We start from the raw sequence: 21,079 nt of genomic DNA, 5'->3' as shown, positions 1-21,079 counted from the left end.
CTTATCACCCACTTTTGTGATAACTTCTGTAACTTCTCCCAGGCACAGGAGATGGAACTTCCATACTAGCTTTGTCTGTCTCTAAAGTGATTAAAGAGTCTTCCTCTTCCACCTTATCACCAACAGCTACAGCCACTTCAATCACATCAACACTATCATAATCACCGATATCTGGAACTTCAACATCTACAATCTGTCCTGATGCTGACGCAGGCGCTTCTTGTTGAGCCTGTTCTTGAGCAGGTTCTGAATTAGATGCATTAGCAACCTTAAGTATTAGATCACCCTCACCGACTTTATCGCCAACTTTAACTGCTATTTCAGTAATCTTACCAGCAGCAGATGATGGTACTTCCATACTAGCTTTATCTGTTTCTAAAGTAATTAGAGGGTCTTCTTCGGCAATCTGATCACCAACTTTAACAGCTATCTCAATAATTTCAGCAGCATCATAGTCACCAATATCTGGGACTTTGACATCTACAGTTTGTGAAGGTTGTTGGCTTGCAGGCGCTGCAGGTGCAGCTGCTTCTTGCTTAGGCTTTTCTGCTGACGCTTGACCTTCAACTTCGACTTCCATAATTGCCGAACCCTCAGCCACCTTATCACCAACCTTGACAGTTAGTTTAACAATTTTTCCAGCTACTGGAGACGGAACTTCCATACTAGCCTTATCAGTCTCTAATGTAATCAAAGAATCTTCTTCGGCGATAACATCACCCTCTGCGACATTAACTTCGATCACATCAACACTATCATAATCCCCAATATCAGGAACTTTAACTATCTCTATAGACATTAATATCTCCTCAATTAGCTATATAATGGAGCTACACGCTCTGGGTCTATATTGTATTTTTTAATTGCTTCTTTAACTTCACTAGCTTTAACTTTACCATCAAGTGATAAAGCATATAAAGATGCAACAACCACGTGATATCTATCAACCTCAAAGAAGCTTCTTAGAGCTTCGCGAGTATCAGATCTACCAAAACCATCAGTACCTAAGTTAACATAAGTCTGTGGTATAAATTCTCTTAGCTGATCTGTGTATAGCTTGATATAATCAGTAGAAGCGATCACAGGGCCTTGCTCATTCTTCAAGCATTTCTCAATATAACTTTCTTTTCTCTCAGCATCTGGATGAAGCATATTTTCTCTTGCTACTTTTTTAGCTTCTCTATGAAGCTCATTAGCAGAAGTCATACTCCATACATTTGAAGTAATACCATACTCATCTTTCAGCATCTTAGCAGCTGCTTCAACTTCTCTCAATATAGAACCTGAGCCTAGCAACTGTACATGCTTACCAGCTGGCTTAGTATTTTCAAGCTTATATAAGCCCTTAATAATACCTTCTTCACAACCTTCTGGCATAGCTCTGTGAGAATAATTCTCATTCATCACAGTGATATAGTAGTAAACATGCTCACCTCTAACATACATTCTATTCATCCCTTCGCCAAGAATCACAGCTAACTCATAAGCATAAGTAGGGTCATAAGAGATACAGTTAGGAATAAGACCAGCTTGGATATGGCTATGACCATCTTCGTGCTGCAGACCTTCACCATTTAGAGTTGTACGACCAGATGTACCACCAATCACAAAACCTTTTGCCATAGAGTCACCAGCTGCCCATGCCAAATCTCCAAATCTTTGGAAACCAAACATAGAGTAATAAATCATGAAAGGGATCATAGGAACTTTGTGTACACTATATGAGGTAGCAGCCGCTATCCATGAACAGAACCCACCTTGCTCATTAATACCTTCTTGAAGTATTTGACCATCTAGAGCCTCTTTGTAGAACATCACTTGTTTTTTGTCTTCTGGTACATATTGTTGACCCTTAGGGTTATAAATACCTAATTGTCTAAATAGGCCTTCCATACCAAAAGTACGAGACTCATCAACAGTAATCGGTACAATATGCTTACCTAATTTTTTATCTTTTGCTAAGTGAGATAATATTCTCACAAATGCAGTAGTAGTAGAGAACTCTCTATCACCGCTATCATCTAATAAGTTTTTAGCAAAATCTTGAAGACTCGGAATTTCTAAAGCTTCATTATTTTCCAATCTCTTAGGAATATAACCACCCAGATTCTTTCTCTTAGAGTGAAGATATTTCATCTCCGGAGAATCTTCAGGCAATGATACAAGCTTGTAATTTTCAACATCATCTTTTGTTGCAGGAACGTCAAATCTATTTTTGATATGCTCAAGAGCATCTGTATCAAGTTTTTTAACATTATGAGCAATATTCTTAGACTCACCCCACTCTCCTAAGCCATAACCTTTAACAGTCATAGGTAAGATAAGCGTTGGTTTACCATTTGATTGCTCAACAGCTTTTTTATATGCTGCATATATCTTGACAGGATCATGGCCACCTCGACGCAATGCCTGGATATCATCGTCTGTCATATCCTTAGCCAAGGCTTCAAGATCTTCGTCACCACTAAATACTACTCGACGACACTCAGCACCACCATGAGCCTTGATTGTATGGAATTGACCATCATTTAGTTCACTCAACCTTTGAGCAAGCTTTTTGCCGCCTTTTTGATCTTGTAGTAACCTATCCCAATCACTACTCCACAATACTTTGATAACATTCCAGCCAGCGCCAGCAAATACATCTGCCAACTCTTCAACAATATTACCATTACCGTTCACAAGACCATCTAATCTTTGTAAGTTACAGTTAACTACAAAAATTAAGTTATCTAAACCTTCGCGTCCTGCTCTAGTGATAGAACCAATTGACTCCGGCTCATCCATCTCACCATCGCCACAGAATGCCCAAACACGACGATCAGAAGTCTCAGCTAATCCTCTGGCTTCAAGATACTTCATAAATCTAGCCTGATAAATAGCTTGCAGTGGACCTAGACCCATTGATACTGTTGGGAACTGCCAATACGTAGGCTGTAAATATGGGTGCGGATAAGAAGAAACAGCATTCTCTTTATCAAAAGCTTGTCTTCTAAAATTCTCTAGCTGCTGTTTAGTAATTCTACCTTCCAGATACGAACGAGCATATACAATTGGAGAAAGGTGTCCTTGGTAGAAAATCAAATCACCAGCATGATTCTCATTTGGAGCTTTCCAAAAATGATTGAAACCAACTTCATATAAAGTCATAGCACCAGCACCAGTACCAATATGCCCCCCAATAGAACCCTCTCTCTTGTTAGCGGATGCAACTATTACAGCAGAGTTCCATCTATTAATAGCTTCGATTCTTTGCTCAATTTCCATATCACCAGGATAACTTGGTTGTTCAGAAACATCTATAGAGTTTATATATCTCTTAACTTTTGCTGATGAGTAAGCACTCTCTATACCAAGTTCAGCACCCTTACTAAGTAGTTGTTCGAATAAAAACTTAGCTCTATCAGCACCCTCTCTTTTAATGACATCTTCAAAAGCCTCAAGCCACTCTTGGGTTTCTAAAACATCAATATCTTTAGTGAAATCCGACATCCTTTATCCTCCGAATTAATCGAATATTAACGAAAATAAAACTTAACCACTCGATTATAAGTTAATCTATAAATAACATCAACCATATAACACTGTTGAATGGTTAAGTGAAGAAAATTTATGATTTACTATATTGCCTAAAATTAGCCAAGCATTAAGAATCTTTTATCCATAGCACAATTTTTTACTTATTCTTCAAAACCCTCTGCAAATAAAGCATCACTCCTGCATAAGCTGCTCTTAATTTGGTATTGTATTTTGGTGCAGGTGACTGCTGAAGTTTGATAAGCTCATTAATAAGTTCTATTGCCGAACATGGGTTGAGTGTATTTGGATGAATATAGCTAGGGTAGATGATATATGCCGCAGCAACAACCTCTGTTAAACTAAGTTTGCGCTGTCTACGTGACTCAACTAAAGCATCATTTGTAAGACCCCAGCCAGCGTAAAAAGGCATACCATAGGTATAGACATCTTTACCATACAAAAGTCCCTCAAAACCAGTAAGCGATGTAATAGTATGAACCTCATCAATCACAGATAGTACAGATGCCATACTAATGTTAGTTATAATCTCATCACAATATTGTAGTGCTTGCGCCTCTGGAACATTGCCTAGTCTATTACCACTTAGAACATCTGGGTGTGGTTTATAGATAATATACTCATCTGGCTTGGCTTGACGGACCTTTTTGAGTAACTCTAGGTTAGTCACACCTCTACCACCAAACTTGATAGATGCATCATTCTCAACTTGACCTGGTACTAGGATTTTTCGCATTTTGGTAGGTAGATTAAGCTCACGGTGTGCATCTTTATTATATTTAGAAAGTTTTGAATTTTTGAGCTTAGTAATAAGTGTATCTGCTTGCTTTAAGATCTGTTTATCAAATTTATGGTGATTTAGAATATTTTCTAACTTGCTTGGACATGTCGCATCAAAATATATCCCGATATCATCAAAAACTTGTGAGTACGGCTGTGTCAAATCAGATCCTAATGCTACTGAGCGGATAAAACCATCTTCTACGCGTGTTATTTTGACATTATTAGATTGAGCAAATTCTTGAACTTCTGCAAACTCTTTGCGACCCCAAATAAAAACCTCGACATCAGCGTATTTCTTGAGTCCTTTGCGACATGCCAGATTATACTCACTAGCAAATATAGGATTTATAAAACAAATCTTAGCATTTGAATACTGCGCAAGGAATGGCTTAATATAATTGTGTTTCCATCTTGAGAAACCAAACAAAAAAATTCTCTTAGAATCTGTTATTTTTTGACTCATAAATCAAACATATCTATCAATATAGCTCAAAGTATTATTTATGATACTTATTAATTTCTCAGAATATAATAGTATCTTCAAAAATATCAACTAAATCATCTTCAACATATTCACGGGCTATGGTATTTCTAACATCTTTCATAACTCTAATCTCTTCAATATCATCAGATAAGCGTCTTTTATGAGCATCATTGACGACATCAATTAAAGTACCTTAAATTTCAAACTCATACTAATCAACGCTTGAGCCTTGCTATCTCTCTTGCACATGAGCCCCGAACTCTGAATACTTAATCAAGTTCAGTATAAGCTTTGATTCAGCATATTACCAGAAGGTTTGCATCATAATGAGATTCCGGATCGGAGTCCGGAATGGTGGAAATTAGTTCTTCACTATTCACCCTGATCTCTGAACCCTTCTCACCACCGCCTTTTGACAATCTCATTAATAGTATCAAGAATATTGGACTGCCTTTCTTTGTAAGGATTATAATATTTTGAGTAAAGAATATATGCAGCTGCAAAAACCTCTTCTATTGATAGCTTGCGGACTCTACGATCACATTTGACCCTATCATCTGTAATACCCCAACCAGCATAATAAGGCATTCCAAAGCACACACATTCACAACCCAACAATATTGCCTCAAAGCCCATACCAGATGTCTTAGTATAAACTTTGTCAAAGTGCTTAAGTAATAATACTGGATTAACATTTTCACTGATTATAGTGATATTCTTGGGGATATTTGCAATATCAATATCAGACTGTTTCTTACCTGTAAAGACATCCGGATGTATCTTGAGATATATTTTAGCAGATGGGTTCTCAATAATAGATGCTTTAAGCATATCACCTGTACTATACTGATTAGCTAGACCATATTCAAGACTACAATCTCCTGCAGTTTGAGCAATAATTAATATATTCTTTTTGTTTTTATACAGATCATATTTTTGACAAAATTTCTCATCCACTTCAGGGGCATTGTTATACTTAGAAACATTATACTTTCTAATCATCATCATAGCTTCTCGAGCTATTGACATTAGCTCTCTATCTGCGATAAAGTCATATCTATTTAGGATATTCTCAAGCCTACTTGGCATGGTAGCATCATAATAGATACCGATATCATCTTCTACTACACTAAATGCTGGAGAACCCTCGACACCTAAGCCAAGTGAGCGAATAAAACCATCTTCATACAATGTCACAGTACCGCCAAATTTTGCGTTACACCACAGTGCCAGTCGCCCAGTTTTTTTGCGACCCCAACCAGCAAACCTACGCTTGTAGAAAAGTTGTAAGAAGTTATTGATATAGAAGTTATTGATATAGTAGCGATAACGATAGAGCATTATAGTTTATTTGAGTCCCACAACTTGCTTAATCATGTCTAGATTGTTTGTCCATGTAAAATTTGCTAATACATATTCTGATCCTGCCTTTGCCATAGCCAGATCATCATCAATTAAACCCTCCCTAGATACACGCTCTACTATCTCATCTATTTGTTGCTTGGTCTCGACCACATGACAATATTTAGCAAACATCTTCTGAACCGCTAAAGTATTATTAGTGATCACAATTCCACCACAAGCAAGTATCTCTATGAGCCTTCGCGAGAACATTGTTGGAGAATCTTCGATAGTATTTACATTTAGCGACAACATATAATCACGATAGATCTGCGCTGTCTGACTGTAACTTACAGATTTTTTAACACTCATGTTATCCAACTTTGGATAGCGATAGTTTTCAGAGTTACGCTCAGAGTTTCGATCATAAACTGTCAACCCAAGCCCAGCTGAGCATACTGACTCAAACATCATATCTTGAATTTCTCTACGCTTGGAATGTATGTGATGCGAATAGCTACCTGCAAAATTAGCTCGCTTGTGTTTAAAATCAAAACCTTTGAAATAGTGTATCTTAGGTTGTACAGCAAACATCATTGTATTTAGAGTAGTCTTGGAGCTAACCACTGTTTGATACTTAGGTAAACAATTCTTATCAACTGTGAATATATGTTCAAAATGCTTAGCACTATCTATAAATCTATCAAAGTGTACACCATCTTCTTTGTTCCAAAACACAGTAGGTATGCCTAATCTCTTAGCATAGTCAACTACCTTGATAAGCCTAGCGTTTGATCTCTTAGGGTGATCTGGATATGAAGCTATCTTGAACTTCCAGCTATTGCGATAGCCTTGCCAAGCTGACTCGACAAACAATATATCCGGCTTAAAAATCTTAAAAACAAACTTATAATTAAACGAAGTAATATTGTAGGAAGTGCAGTTATCTTCGTAACTAAGTGCTGTAGTTGTTAATTTATCTGCTATAAGCGCTACTTTCACTATAACACATGCTTATTTTGTGATTATGATTAGATGAGATTTTAACATAATTTTATCTTAAAAAAATACTTACTTAACATTGTAAGCAAATAAATATGCTAACTTGAATAGCTAATATAAGTTTTTTGTGTATTTATGATTATGAAAAAATCTGATTTAGTTAAAGTTTTCAATGCTTTTTTGCCACATAGAACAATAGTAAAAGCTCAAGAAATCGAAGCTGGACATATTAACGATACTTTTTTTATATATACAGAAGATGGTGATGACTATGTACTTCAGCGAGTTAATCACTATGTATTCAAAGATGTTCCTGCTCTAATGCAGAATATGCAAATAGTCACAGATCATATAGTCAATAAGCACAAAAACGATAATAAATGTTATCAAAATTGCCTAAAAGTAATCTTGACCACGGATGACAAACCATACTTCAAAGATGACAACGGTAACTTCTGGAGACTTAATAACCTAATCAAAGATGTCAAGAGCTATGATAAAGTAGAGTCTGCTAAGATTGCTTACGAGAGTGGCAAATCATTTGGTGAATTCCAGTATATGCTAGATGATATTAATGCTGATGATCTAAGTATCACTATTGTTAACTTCCATGATCTTGATACAAAATATCATGATTTTTGCACTGCTATGGAGTATAACAACGAATCAAGACTAGATGGTATTACGGGTTTTGTCGATGATATAAAGTCACTATATGACAATATTATAAATCTTAAACATATTGCAAAAACAGCTAACATCCCTGTGCGAGCGACACATAATGATACCAAGATCAATAATGTCTTATTTGACGATCAAGATAATGCTGTAACTGTGATAGATCTAGATACTGTCATGCCTGGTTTTATCCACTTTGATTATTCAGATACTATCAGAACTGTTACAAACAGTGCAGATGAGGATGAGAAAGATCTAACCAAAGTTTATATGAATTTTGAGTATTTCAAAGCTTTTACAGAAGGTTTTATAACCCCTATATACCACAATTTAACAGAAGATGAGAAGCAAACACTACCAAATAGTGCTAGTCTACTAGCTTACCTATTATGCTTACGCTTTATAACAGATTATCTAAATAGTGATAGGTATTTCAAAGTGGCATACCCCGAGCATAATCTAGTCCGCGCAAAGACTCAATATACTCTTGCCAAAAGTATTATCTCTCAACAAAATGATATTGATAAATATTTTGAAGAACTATACGCGAAATGTGAGCTACAATAAATAGCTATATTTGAATTCTCTATTTGTAGCATATTACATGAATACCAAGATGGATTATACTCATGACAAAAAATAACGATATAACCCTGAAATCAAACTCAAACTCAAATATTTGTAATCATTTCTATAATACCTTAGATGGTCGCATCGAGAGAGACTACCCAACTATAGTCAATTTACAAGCAAGTGATAAATACTTGCACATTCAATTTGAGTGTTTGAATAATCTCTATACAGACTACAACCGCTATACAGATAATAATTCTGAAATGTGGCGACAAGAAGTTTTTGAGGTATTTGTAGCAGCAGGATCAGATACTCCAAGAGAGTATTTTAAGTTTGAGGTTAATCCTAATGGTGCTATATTTTGTGCAAAGATACTCAACTCTGACAAAAAAGGGACTTCTCTAAAAGCTAATTTTATCGATGCTCAACAACAGTTGATACATCATAAAGTATCCACAGAAAACAAAAGCTACTCAGGAAGCATAAGCATACCTTTTATGCTAATAGGTAACTCAAAAGACTTCAGAATCAACTTCTATAGAATAGTAGCTATCCAAGAGCCTCAAGATAAAAATTGGCCAAATAATGAACTTAACTCAAAATATCTAGCATACAATCCGACTATGTCTGGAGATAGCGCACAATTTCATTTACCTGAGCAGATGATTAATTTGAATATTATTGATTAATTTTAATTATCAACAATACTTGATTTTATTTCAGTATCTCACCGTAAAGTCAACTCTCCAAAGAAATTCCAGATCATACTTCAAACTACGCTCAGAAATCAATCATAGAACAGAATATTTCTTTCAGACAACTATACAAGTTTACGATATTTTTCTATTTGATTTGGATAAAGATCCTTAAACATAGCATAAAACATAACTTTAATTATAACCATCTTATCCGGATGTGATTTCAATATATTATCAATATACTTTTCAATATCACTAAAATCAGGCTTTAAATCTTTTAATACTAAAAGTTCATTCTTAATATCGGTAATAGAAAACTCTTTAATTCCTAACAACTCATTATATCTTTTTATATTACCTAGCTTCTTATACCTATCTGCTAATACATTCTTATATCTATCATTCTTGGGATTCGCTTTTACAAACTCTTCCCCATAAGATAATACTTCCTTTGTATATGCATCTTTAAGCTCTGAAAATACTGCTCCTTTAATCTCAATCTCATTGCTAGGGTATTGCTTAAGCTGCTCCGCAATATATTTTTGTATTTCAGTAAATGCTACCTTTTTACTCTTAAAGTCGGCTAATTTAGCTTTAAATTCATCCGATAATAGTTCTTTTATCCCTAACAGCTCATTATGTCTTTTTATATTACCTAGCTTCTTATACCTATCTGCTAATACATTCTTATATCTATCATTCTTGGGATTCGCTTTTACAAACTCTTCCCCATAAGATAATACTTCCTTTGTATATGCATCTTTAAGCTCTGAAAATACTGCTCCTTTAATCTCAATCTCATTGCTAGGGTATTGCTTAAGCTGCTCCGCAATATATTTTTGTATTTCAGTAAATGCTACCTTTTTACTCTTAAAGTCGGCTAATTTAGTTTTAAATTCATTAGATGATAGTTCTTTTATCCCTAACAGCTCATTATGTCTTTTTATATTACCTAGCTTCTTATACCTATCTGCTAATACATTCTTATATTTATCATTCTTAGGATTCGCTTTTACAAACTCTTCTCCATAAGATAATACTTCCTTTGTATATGCATCTTTAAGCTCTGAAAATACTGCTCCTTCTATATTAATTTCTTCCGCAGGATGTTTATTAATACAGCTCAAAATATACTGTTCTATTTCAAAAAATGGAGCTTTTTTTGTTTTAAAGTTATTAAGTTCACTTTTAAAGTCTTCTAATGAAAATTTCTTTTTTTTAATCATTATAGGTATCCTACATTCAATTAAAACTATTACTTACATTATGAAGCAATTATTTTAAAAAATAAATATGAAATTTAATTCACTAGTTATGAGCTAAACTTTTCCAAAATGCTTCTCTAACTTTTGGTAGGGTGTCATATCTCCAACTTCTATATTTTTCTCAAAAAAGTTATAATTATTTGTCAATGAGATCATCTGATCAACAAAGTCTTGCCTTGACTCAATATTAATATTTTTATATAACCGTTCAATAAGTTCATTTATTTTTGATAAAGATTTAGAGTTATTAATAAATTGCTCCATAGAAACTAAATCATATTTAATATCAGCACTTTTACATGACTTTGCTAACTTAGATAGTCCTTTTACTTGGATATTATCATCAATAATAACTTGATCTATAGTATATGGACACTCAACTCTTAGCATATCTACAAACTTATTGACAAAAATATAATTATCACTAGGATAAGCACCAATATATAATTCTTTTGAAAAATCATCGATGCCCAAAAATAAGTACTTATCAGTCAACACATCACTAGTAGGTAGTGTCATTATAACAATATTAAATTTCTGACCTGGATAACTATCATCTAGGCTTTTTGACTCTTTTTTTAACACTGCCTCATTTTGTATAATGCTTTTAGATAGTCGTTTTGTTATAGGATTATTATCAGAATCTACAAAATAGCTATTAGCCTCCTTAGCAGCGACCATATTACCGTCTTTCTCAACTATGCTAAAACTCTCGGTGATACCTATAGCTTTTTCATCAAACTTATAAAAAAATCTTATTGAATAATCACCAATACCAAGATCAATATCAAACTCTTTATGATTTAGCTCAGAGTATAGTGGATTAGCCAATAATTCACCATCCTTATATAAATAAAATGAATACAGCATACCATCCATATAGTCTGTACCAGCAACAATCTTACCCTCTCTGACAAAAATTTCTCGCTTAAAATTCTTAGAATCTTCTAAACTCATATGTCCCAATTCTTCAATGTTTTAATAAATAATATAACAATTAGATAAATAATGAAATTTTTTTCTAGATTATATATTTCTCAATCTTTTCAACTGCTTCTGCTATAGTATAAAAAGTTTTATGTCCGCTCTCAGGAACTATCTCAAAGGAAATATTTACTTTTTTTTCTCTACATTTTTCCAAAAAATATAGTCCTTGTTCCTCAAGATAATTAGGATAATCAAATCTTGATTGTACTAAAAAAAACAAAGGGTTATCCTTATCTTTGATAAAATTAGTAACATCATTATAAACACTCTCAGTATCATAACCAAAAATAGGAGCAAAAAATTTATTCATTTGCTTTTTATCATAGGTACTACCTAGTAACTTTATTTGTGGAATATTAGCATAGACTGCTGTAGCACCTAAAATACAACCATGAAGTATAGCACCATACCCCCCCATAGAGCTACCCCAAAAATATAGTCCTTTAACAGTACCAATCTGTTTTTGAATGTCCTTTATCAAACCATGAAGCAAGTCTTTTACAAAGTAGTCGCCATTCTCACCAAGCCACCAGCTACCAGCGTTATCTACACCAAAATTATCTATAGGACATAAAACATTCCAATTTTCATCTCTAAATTTACTTGGTCTTGCATTAAAAGTATGTCCATGCAGTATAACCAAAAGTGGAGAGTTTTGAGGATCTTTAGCTGGTGTAAACTTATAGCTCATTCGCCTACCCTGCTCATCTTCTATATAACTATTAACATTCTCACTTTCTTCAATAACATAATTATTGGCTATTTTTCTTACAAAAAAATTCTTTCTATACGCTTTTACATCTAGAGTACCTATTTTTCTATAATAAAATACAGCCTCAAACTCTCCTTCTCGAAGCTCTAGATTAAACTCAGAACTAATTTTTTGAGTATAAAAGTTTTTCTCAACACCACAAAAATAATTTAGAAAATAAGCATATTCAATTCCTTCCAAAAATTCAGTGGCAAAAGATATCTTATTTTTTTCATTAATAAATATTTCTCTATTCAACTCACAAAGAGATTTATTATTAACAGTTTTTTTTTTATAAATTTTCATTTGACTGCCTATCTTGTTAGATTTTACCTTATTTTTAAATGTTAACAATCCAACTAAATTTTACACCTAATTTCCTAAATGCAACAGTACAAATATTAATAATCATTCCGCTATCCTAAGTGCTTCAACTGCATTTAAAATACTTAGTTCATCGATTTTACTCAATTCTCGAGCTTCGTACTTAGCTTTTATATCTAAGAATGCATCATCGCTTAAGACACCTGAAACTCTTAATAACTCCAAACCATCATCTCCAATATCGCTATATATCATATCTTCATAGCTCATTTTTAAATCATATGTAGGCATATTTATATTTATAAAATCTCTAGTCTCAGATAAATTAATTATAGATTCAAGATTACCATAAATATTGAAATCTTTAATTTGGTATATATCACTGATGTCAATATTATACATATTCTTATCTAAAAAAGATTTAGCATTACCATTCTTTACATGATTATCAAATGGCAAATTTAAAAGTTCTTTTTCTAGTTGATATATTATAAAATTTTGTAAAAAATTAGACTCCATAAATGAATTTAATTCAATTCCAAATTCACTATCACGACTAAGTTCTGTTATTGAACTATAGATAGAAGATATCATAGGTGTAAATGTGACACCTATCAAAAAGTGATACCAAGATCTACCTACAAAATATATATTTCTATACTTGTATAACTCTATCATTGCCTTAGATGGATTACCGTCATAATCAAGATGTCTACAAACATCACTCAACTCTTGTTTTAAAATTTCTTTATATTCCTGAGATAGAATAGACCTATCTATACAGTTTCTATAAGCTTCAACATTTATATTATAGAATAATCTCCCAACCTCTCCTCCGCCTCCATTAATTCTAATATTACTGTAAATAGGATTGTCTGTCCTTAGTCTGGAGTTTGGACGCTTAACTGTCCTACTTACAAAGAGATGTGCTAACTTATAGATATTATATTTGTATATTTTATCATTCACATTACTTGTAACAGGCATCGAAGAGGAATATTCAAATTCAAATTTTGACTTTAATTTTTGTACTACAAGATAGTCATCTACTTTACTCTTGTCTGTTGTCACCTTAACTTGCTTAGTCTTCATATAAGGTAAGAATAAACCCATATTAAGCCTTGAATCCACCCCTCCCGACAACTCTAACTCAACGTTCATATTCAATGAGAGCAGCTGCTCAAACATTTTCCTATAGAAGGAAATAAAATATCCTATTCTACCTAAAATACTCTTACCACACACTTCATCATAAATTCTTGACCTTGGCTTCTTCACTATATCTAAACTAAGAGCCTTTATTCTTATATAATATCTGCGATCTAGAATTTTAATCTCTTCGAAGATTTGCTTATCAGATAGTGGTTGTTCAAAAATAGAGCTTTGTACAAAGTATGATGACAAATTTGCTCTATTAAGAGTAAGAGATATACCTTTATTTTTCAATAGTTTCGCCAGTGCATAGACTGATGATGATACAGCCCAAAAGTGATCATCGCTGTAATAAAACAATAAATCAGTCCCATGACTATCTGAGAAATATATTAACTGATCTTGATTATCTAAATATCCTATGACATATCTACCATCGGATAATTTCAAGGGATCACCTCCTTTATGTATATACTCTTCAAGACCCTTTTTACCTAAAACTATATCTCTAGCACTATAACCATAGCCACAACAGTATAAATATCTATCGAAAATTGTTTCACTAGTAGCAATTAACACACTTCACCTCTTAGGATTTATAATTTTTACTTCATCATTAAATATCCGAAAACTAACTCCACATGAACACTTCTCACCATTTTGATGCTTATAATAAAAAACTGCTTTATATTCAATATCACTGTTAATAGGCACACTAAAGCTATGCTCTCTCTCATCGCTGTATAAACTTTTTAGTAGCTTATCTGCATAATACAAATAAAATGCATAAACTAAATCGCCTTCTCCTTCAGTTTTTAAGACCACTTTATTGCTCTTGATAATAATTTCTCTTTTAAGCATCACCGCGTTGTTTTTGAAATCATTTATTAAGTTTAGTTCTTGGGAGGTTTTGATTCTAGGATCAGCCTGTAATTCCTTTTCAAAAATTTTATCACTGTTAGCTATTTTAATATTCGTTACTATTGTCTTTCTAAGTGAAAGAAATAATTGCCATCCAAATTTTACTGCTTTATCAAACTGAGCAAATTTTTTAGAAACTATTACTTCATCTAAGTACATACTTATTTTATCAGTTGAAGTTTTGACATTTACCAACTTACCTGCCATATCAAAAGCCAACTCCTTTTCTGATATTTTATTGGCTCTAACAACTGCTGGAATAAAAAAATTAATCATAGATATACTAGCATCTGCTGTTGGTAGTTCAAGCCACTTATCTTTGATAACTATCTCCAGATCTTCTAGATTCCTAATATCTAATACTCTCTGTAGCGTACCCCCATACATACTAGTAGTAGCAACAATCAACCCTGGTTCTAGAACACTAGCTACAGATTTGCTCAATAGTTTATCAGGTTCTCTTATCGCTTCTATATCTCGAGGATATATAGTATTATGTGCCGCAGAACTTCTTAGAAACTTTCGCCGACTATCTTGCTCTTGATATATACCAAGCCCTCCATCACCAAAAACCACTTGATCATCGTAATATAGATGAAAAGCCAAATCATCATCATGACGATGATAGTTACTAATATATGAACATTTGAATACTAAATGCAGTGATTTCCCATTTTTTGCTCTACCTTTAGCCACATAATAACCTGACTGACTATAGTCATAAAATTTTATACTACTATCCAATGACTCTAACAACCCTTTATCATCTTCAACAGTATCTCCTATCATTGGTAGATAGCCATTTGGCATAGTAATAGCTCTCAAAAAGTCTGTTGCTTTATCTATTACCAAAGTGGCTTTTTGACAAAGTTTTTTATCACCGATCTCTTTAAATGCTATGAGTTGTTTAGCTCTTGAGAGCATAAATCTTTGATAATGAGGGCTGTTTTCAACATGCACCCCCTCATCTGTAAAAGCATGATCAAGCTCATCCTCTAATCTAGACTCCGCAATATCACCAATCTCTTGTAAAATATTCTGCTTCTGCCAAAGCAATGATACCTCATAAACGATCATCATCTGATCAAAGCCATGATTTGTATATTGAGAATAGTTATTTTCTTCTTTTAGAAAATTCAAATGTTTATCTATAACATTTATAATCTTAAGCTGCTCAGCATCTGTTAGTAACTCCACATACAAATCATTAATAATTAAAAAATTAATCCACTTGACAATATTTCGCAAGCGAAATGCACTAGCATGATCATGCCAGATAAGTGGAGAACTAATACTCTCTACTTCAGAACACTCAACCCATCTAAGCAACGCTTTTTTAGTAAAAAACAATAATGCTTTTTTCTCATCATTATTCATTAAATTATGTGAGTTAACATACCAAAGCAAAAATGGTAATGCTTGTAATTGCCACCACCAGTTCCTATCATCATGACCATTCTGCCAATCAAAAGTATCTAAGAATATCTGTTGATCTTGAAAACGATTTGCAACAACCACTCCATCACAAGCTTTTTTTAGTTTATCAAAATCAATCGTATTTTTGCCATTTCCAAATTTTATGTATTTCTTGACAATATGTTGAGATAGTTCCCCAAGATTTTTTATATCACTCAACATTTAACAATGCTCTCCATTTATCTACTATGCCTTCACTCACATAATTATCAAGCATCCAAGCTCTATTCTGCTGATATACCCTATCTAGCGCATCTTGTTGATTAACCTTTTGAATTAGTTCTTTAGCTTCATCAACGCTCTTAACTATACTATAATCAGGCCATATCTCATTGGCACCATCCCAGTTCCATACAACAGGAGTAGCTCCAGTTAGCATACCTTCACCTATTGCCATATGAAACGACTCAAAATTAGATGGTGATAATATAAAACCTACCAGACTAAGCCACTCATTAACATCATCAGCAGCTGGATCAAATATTACTTTGTATCTTAGTTCTTCATTAGAGTTTATTCTCTCAAGTATTTTCTTATAATACTCTAACTCTTCTTCTCTTTTTAATAACCAACCATACTCAAGTGGATTTTTACCCTTAACTCGTAAACAATAGCGTGAATCTTCTTCCAAAAGCTCTTCGAGAAGATCTAAAGCGCGATCCAACCTCTTCATCATTGGCACCACACCAATTATACCAAGGGTGTATCTTGACTCACCAGTTTTTTTATTAATCTTAAATTTTTCGCTATCAACATAATTAGCTATTATGGATGTTTTCTCGATACGAAACTTACTTTCATCTGTTCTTCTAACAACATCACTAACATAAGCAATATGATCTATATTATCCCAGTTTGACTCTGTCAAATAAGGCAAAAATCTTTCTTGACCATGAAATCTAGCAACTAGCCTTTGATGTGGCAGTTTATTATGAGAATACCATCTAATATTACCTAGACACCATTCACAAAATATGACCTCCGCTTTTGGCAGCAACATTCTACTCTGTTCTTCATCAAATTTATTATGATGAATCCACTTATCTACAATAAATATATACCTACCTGTTGCTTCTAGCTTATTTTGCAATAAATTGAAAAATTTAAGATCATGGCCTGCAACTAATACTATCTTTTTTGTTGATGCTAATTTGTGATTATTTTGTAACCATGATCTCACAACTTCAACTCTTTGACTAAATGTATGTCTAGTTGCTAAGTCTATAACTCTATTAGCAGCTTGTTGACAAGCATCATCATCGGTTAATGCTAGATATAATTTATCTGTAAATTCTATATCTGAGTTAGCAAATAGTGGATAATCTTCACCAAGCAACTCTTCATGTAATGGATTTCTATTTACTATAGCCGCGCAACCTGCGCTACCATACTCTAATAGCTTAGTAGAGTACTCAACAATATCATTTAAACTCTCATCACGCCAAGACAGACCTACTCTAGCTTGTAGTAAATTTTCATACACCCCTTCACGAGATAGAGCACCAAGCCACTGTAGTCCATCAGTGTTTTCTAAAGCAGATCTCATTTTAGTAGCAAAATCTTTTGGTTTGGAATCATCATGAATCTTATCACCAATCATCACAAGTTTAGCTTTTGGTAGTTTTTTATATATATCAGACCATGCCTGTGCCATCTCTAATGTATTCCAATCTGCAGTATACTTACCCGCATATACTGCTATTTGCTTGCGCTGAGATATCGGTGTAAATTGTGCAAAATCAGGAATAACTGGCGAATATATATATACTTTTTCGCTCTCAAGTCGTGGCTCAATTTGTAGCCAAATATCTTTGAAACCTTCTGTTTGGCATAACACTCTGCGGCAACCTAGTCCAAGTTCTGATATATCTTGTCTTAATTCTAGGCTATAATCATTTATCGACTGGGGTATATCTGTTAAATATAACCAACACTTTGATAATGTAATAGGATAATCAGCTAATTTTTTAGCTATATCATAACCTCTAACAATCACAATATCATAATTATTAGAGTCATCTAGTTTAGCAGCTAAATCAGCCATCATATCATGATTAAGTCTTTTAAAACCCTTGCCATTCCAAAATGTTTTATCAGTACCATTTATAATATTGATATTTTTATCTGCTTTAATATTTGCATATAACTCATCTCTATCTGGGGTGCTTTTTGCTATGAAGTCTATATCAGCATCACCTGTAGCAGATATCACAAGCATAATAGTTTGCAGCCAGATTGATGAACCATCAATATAATTTAAGTCAGGGTTTGCACAAACAAGTACTTTTTTGCTCATTATTTTCTACCCCTTTTATTTTTATTATTTCTTTTTTTTGATTTATTTACGCTAGATGTACTAGTTTTTGAATTCATATGCACCGGATTGTCTTTTGATTTCAATTCAACCTGATCTGAGTCAATAACAAACAGATTAACATCACAAACTTTAGAGCTAGTAACTTGATTATCAAAAAACTCTGCTGCTATTACATCTCTAGACCATATTACAAGACTGTTTATAGTTTGCTTATCATAAGCAAACACATCCTCTGTAGCACTTTTTGCCCAACCTTTAGCATTTGGCTCATATAGAATAGCATTAACCAAATCTCTTAGATAGAACTCTTGATACTCAATATTGCTATCAATCCAACCTATATAGTTAGCAAAATCATCTGCACACTCACTGAAATCTCGACATAGCTGTATATTAGCAGGCATAGACATTGTTACTGCATCTGAAAATTGTGGTCGTATATATAATTGGAAATTTTGATATTTTTGTGCTGATACCATCTGTACTAGTCTAGCCATATCTTGGTGATTATTAGCTACAGCAATTAGTGTTATCTGTGGATCAACATCTATATGCTTATCAGATTTGACAAACTCAAAAATATGATTCCATCTATGAGCATAAGTATGCTTACTAAACACCTCACGGATTCCTAGTAAACTTCTACGACGCCACTCTTCATCATCATTCATCAGAGTCTTGATAGCTTCTAGCGCTTCTTGCTTATCTTTGACAAGCCATATCGCATCCGACTCGAAAAAATCTTCAATCCCCTTCGCATAAGTACTAACTATCGGTGTTCCACAAGCCATAAGCTCAAACACTCTACGCGAAAACATAGTCGGTGAGTCAACTACAGAGTTTACATTTAAGAATATACGATATTTGCTATACTCTTGACATAACTCTTTGTATGGTAGAGCTCCTCTGATACCATCTTTATACTTATCTGGAAACGGCATAATACCACGATCATAGTTCCTATCATAGATCTCAAGACCATACTCATTTGCAGCCTCTAGAAGCCACACCATCATAGCGCCACGCTCTGCGTGTCTGTTACCATACCAACTACCTGCAAAACAGCTTTTTTGCTTTCTACCAGCTAGAGGCTTTGGCTTGTGCAATGACGGCTGAGCAGAGAATGGTAATACCGAAACTTGATTATTACCTGTCTTATCTTTATATGAAGGTATCATATTTGCATCTGTAGTGAAGATATGGCTAGCGAGCTCTGCTGTACACATAAACTTCTGGTGATGTACTGGGTCTTCTTTATTCCAAAAAATCATCGGGATATTTTTCTGCTTACAATATTCCGATAGCTGTGCTATCTCATCACCAGGTTTATTGGTATAATTTGCAACCCTAAACTGCCAACTACCATGATTACCTTGCCATGCTGACTCAATAAATACCAAATCTGGCTTATATCTCTTTGCTAGAGCTAACCAGTTATCTGGTCTTGGCTGAATCAAGCATACATCTTGCTCAAAACATCCTGTTGTAAACTCATCCATCACACCAAGAACTATTGGCTTTTGCCTAGGATTCTCTATTTTTGGCCAACCAAGTACTGACAATTCATCTTGTTGGGTTAATTCATCAGAATATATTACTGTAGGTTTTTGTTTATCACTAGGCTTGTCACTCTGCTGAATTATATTTTGAGAGAGTGATTTTCTCTGATGAGGGCTAATATCATCGATTTTAAACAAAATCTTACCTCTACTATACCAATTGACAAAACTTATCGTAAACTTAGATATACCCTCTGGCACCTGCACCTGCTTTAAAAAAGCATTTTGACCATCTTTTGATACATCAACATAGTTAAAGAAACCTACTTTTTCTGAATATGAAAAGCCTAACTGTTTGAGCAGATCAATATCCAAATCTTTATAAAAATCATACTTGATTAGCATGGCATTATTTTTCTCGCCATCAAGTGAGAAATACTCCCCTCTGATAAATATCTTTCTAATATTGGTTCTGATAGTTTTTGACAATGGTTTTTGCTTTAGCTGATACCATTTATCATAAGCCAATTTTGATTGCTTGAATTTTACAAATGTATTTATAAGAGCAAAGATTTTAAGTGGCCACAGTACAAAACCCTTGATAGATGTAACAGAATCAATAGATATTTGTGCATACTTATAAATAAAACCATCTTTCAGCAAGATATTGTTTTGCAGCTGCTTCAACCACCTATCTTTATATATCTGTCGTTTTTTAAAATTTTCTTGATTTGATTTTGATGACAAATAGTGCTTTTGTATATAGTTATTAGCAATAGTATTGTCATAGATTGACAAAGACAATAAATCTAACTTTCCAGACTTTTCTAGTTCAATAAACTTAACTTCAATATGATTAACATCTTTAGGAACTTTGAGAAATACATTAAAGAGTGTCAATCCTTTTTCTACTACCAAAGGTCTATAGTAACCATAATCCTCTGAAAACTCTAACATATTCAGAGCCACCAACTCATCTGAAAGCTCTGTAGCTGAGAAGTCAATTGATACAATCAGATTAGCATCTTTATAACTATCATCTCCGAATAAGGCGCCAACTAAAATATAGCTTTTACTTGACTCTACATCAAATGTAAATTTCTTATCAAACAAATTCATATTTACGAATAATACCAACTTCTAATAAATCTATCCACTAATTATATCAAAATAAGTTTGTATTATAAGTTAAAAAAAATCTCAACTACAAAGACATAAAGGACAGAATTAAACCAAGATTATCATATCTACAATAGACATATTGCAAAAAATTAAAAGCAATAGTCAAGAC

Annotated in this window: 14 protein-coding genes; 2 read left to right on the top strand and 12 right to left on the bottom strand. The window is 33.5% G+C overall.

All coding sequences use genetic code 11. The features are described 5' to 3' along the window. Positions 1-4: 4 nt before the first annotated feature. From F7308_RS10475 to F7308_RS03895, 5 genes are all read right to left on the bottom strand, one after another. Entirely contained in the window at positions 5-799 is a 795-nt protein-coding gene (locus F7308_RS10475; RefSeq protein WP_013922550.1) for a biotin/lipoyl-containing protein, read from the bottom strand. A gap of 14 nt (positions 800-813) precedes the next feature. After that, positions 814-3,492 carry a pyruvate dehydrogenase (acetyl-transferring), homodimeric type gene (aceE, locus tag F7308_RS03910; RefSeq protein WP_013922549.1) on the bottom strand — a complete coding sequence of 893 codons (2,679 nt, stop codon included), beginning with the start codon at positions 3,490-3,492 and terminating at the stop codon, positions 814-816. Positions 3,493-3,676: 184 nt separating this feature from the next. Continuing rightward, positions 3,677-4,783: a capsular polysaccharide export protein, LipB/KpsS family gene (locus F7308_RS03905; protein WP_013922548.1), complete on the bottom strand. Its 1,107-nt coding sequence runs from the start codon at positions 4,781-4,783 to the stop codon at positions 3,677-3,679. Positions 4,784-5,203: 420 nt separating this feature from the next. Further along, complete coding sequence (locus F7308_RS03900) at positions 5,204-6,145, bottom strand: capsular polysaccharide export protein, LipB/KpsS family (protein WP_013922547.1); 942 nt, start codon at positions 6,143-6,145, stop codon at positions 5,204-5,206. 6 nt (positions 6,146-6,151) lie between these two features. Beyond that, a complete protein-coding gene (locus F7308_RS03895) occupies positions 6,152-7,147 on the bottom strand; it encodes a CgeB family protein (RefSeq protein ID WP_013922546.1) in 996 nt (331 codons plus the stop codon). Positions 7,148-7,288: 141 nt separating this feature from the next. Between F7308_RS03895 and F7308_RS03890 the strand changes: the two genes are divergently transcribed. Next, a complete protein-coding gene (locus F7308_RS03890) occupies positions 7,289-8,392 on the top strand; it encodes a phosphotransferase enzyme family protein (RefSeq protein ID WP_198006053.1) in 1,104 nt (367 codons plus the stop codon). 62 nt (positions 8,393-8,454) lie between these two features. Continuing rightward, entirely contained in the window at positions 8,455-9,087 is a 633-nt protein-coding gene (locus F7308_RS03885) for a carbohydrate-binding family 9-like protein (RefSeq protein ID WP_013922544.1), read from the top strand. A gap of 131 nt (positions 9,088-9,218) precedes the next feature. Here the strand turns inward: F7308_RS03885 and F7308_RS03880 are convergent, their stop codons facing one another. From F7308_RS03880 to F7308_RS03850, 7 genes are all read right to left on the bottom strand, one after another. Beyond that, positions 9,219-10,322 (bottom strand): hypothetical protein, encoded by a 1,104-nt coding sequence (locus F7308_RS03880; RefSeq protein ID WP_013922543.1) that lies wholly within the window; start codon positions 10,320-10,322, stop codon positions 9,219-9,221. Between the two features lie 93 nt (positions 10,323-10,415). After that, a complete protein-coding gene (locus F7308_RS03875) occupies positions 10,416-11,318 on the bottom strand; it encodes a hypothetical protein (RefSeq protein ID WP_013922542.1) in 903 nt (300 codons plus the stop codon). 64 nt (positions 11,319-11,382) lie between these two features. Beyond that, the gene (locus F7308_RS03870; RefSeq protein ID WP_013922541.1) at positions 11,383-12,405 is read right to left on the bottom strand and encodes an alpha/beta hydrolase family protein; all 1,023 of its coding nucleotides are present in this window, start codon (positions 12,403-12,405) and stop codon (positions 11,383-11,385) included. A gap of 102 nt (positions 12,406-12,507) precedes the next feature. Next, a complete protein-coding gene (locus tag F7308_RS03865; RefSeq protein ID WP_013922540.1) occupies positions 12,508-14,154 on the bottom strand; it encodes an asparagine synthase (glutamine-hydrolyzing) in 1,647 nt (548 codons plus the stop codon). A gap of 3 nt (positions 14,155-14,157) precedes the next feature. Continuing rightward, positions 14,158-16,134 (bottom strand): heparinase II/III domain-containing protein, encoded by a 1,977-nt coding sequence (locus tag F7308_RS03860; protein WP_013922539.1) that lies wholly within the window; start codon positions 16,132-16,134, stop codon positions 14,158-14,160. Beyond that, the gene (locus F7308_RS03855; protein WP_013922538.1) at positions 16,124-18,268 is read right to left on the bottom strand and encodes a glycosyltransferase family protein; all 2,145 of its coding nucleotides are present in this window, start codon (positions 18,266-18,268) and stop codon (positions 16,124-16,126) included. Before F7308_RS03855 ends, F7308_RS03860 begins: the two co-directional genes overlap by 11 nt. Then, positions 18,268-20,907 (bottom strand): CgeB family protein, encoded by a 2,640-nt coding sequence (locus F7308_RS03850; RefSeq protein WP_013922537.1) that lies wholly within the window; start codon positions 20,905-20,907, stop codon positions 18,268-18,270. The genes F7308_RS03855 and F7308_RS03850 overlap by 1 nt, the downstream gene beginning before the upstream one ends. Between the last annotated feature and the right edge of the window lie 172 nt (positions 20,908-21,079).

It is taken from the genome of Francisella salina (assembly GCF_000219045.1).
Classification (GTDB): Bacteria; Pseudomonadota; Gammaproteobacteria; order Francisellales; family Francisellaceae; genus Francisella; species Francisella salimarina.
The sequence above is the reverse complement of the archived record's forward strand: the minus strand, read 5'-3'. Positions and strand labels throughout refer to the sequence as shown.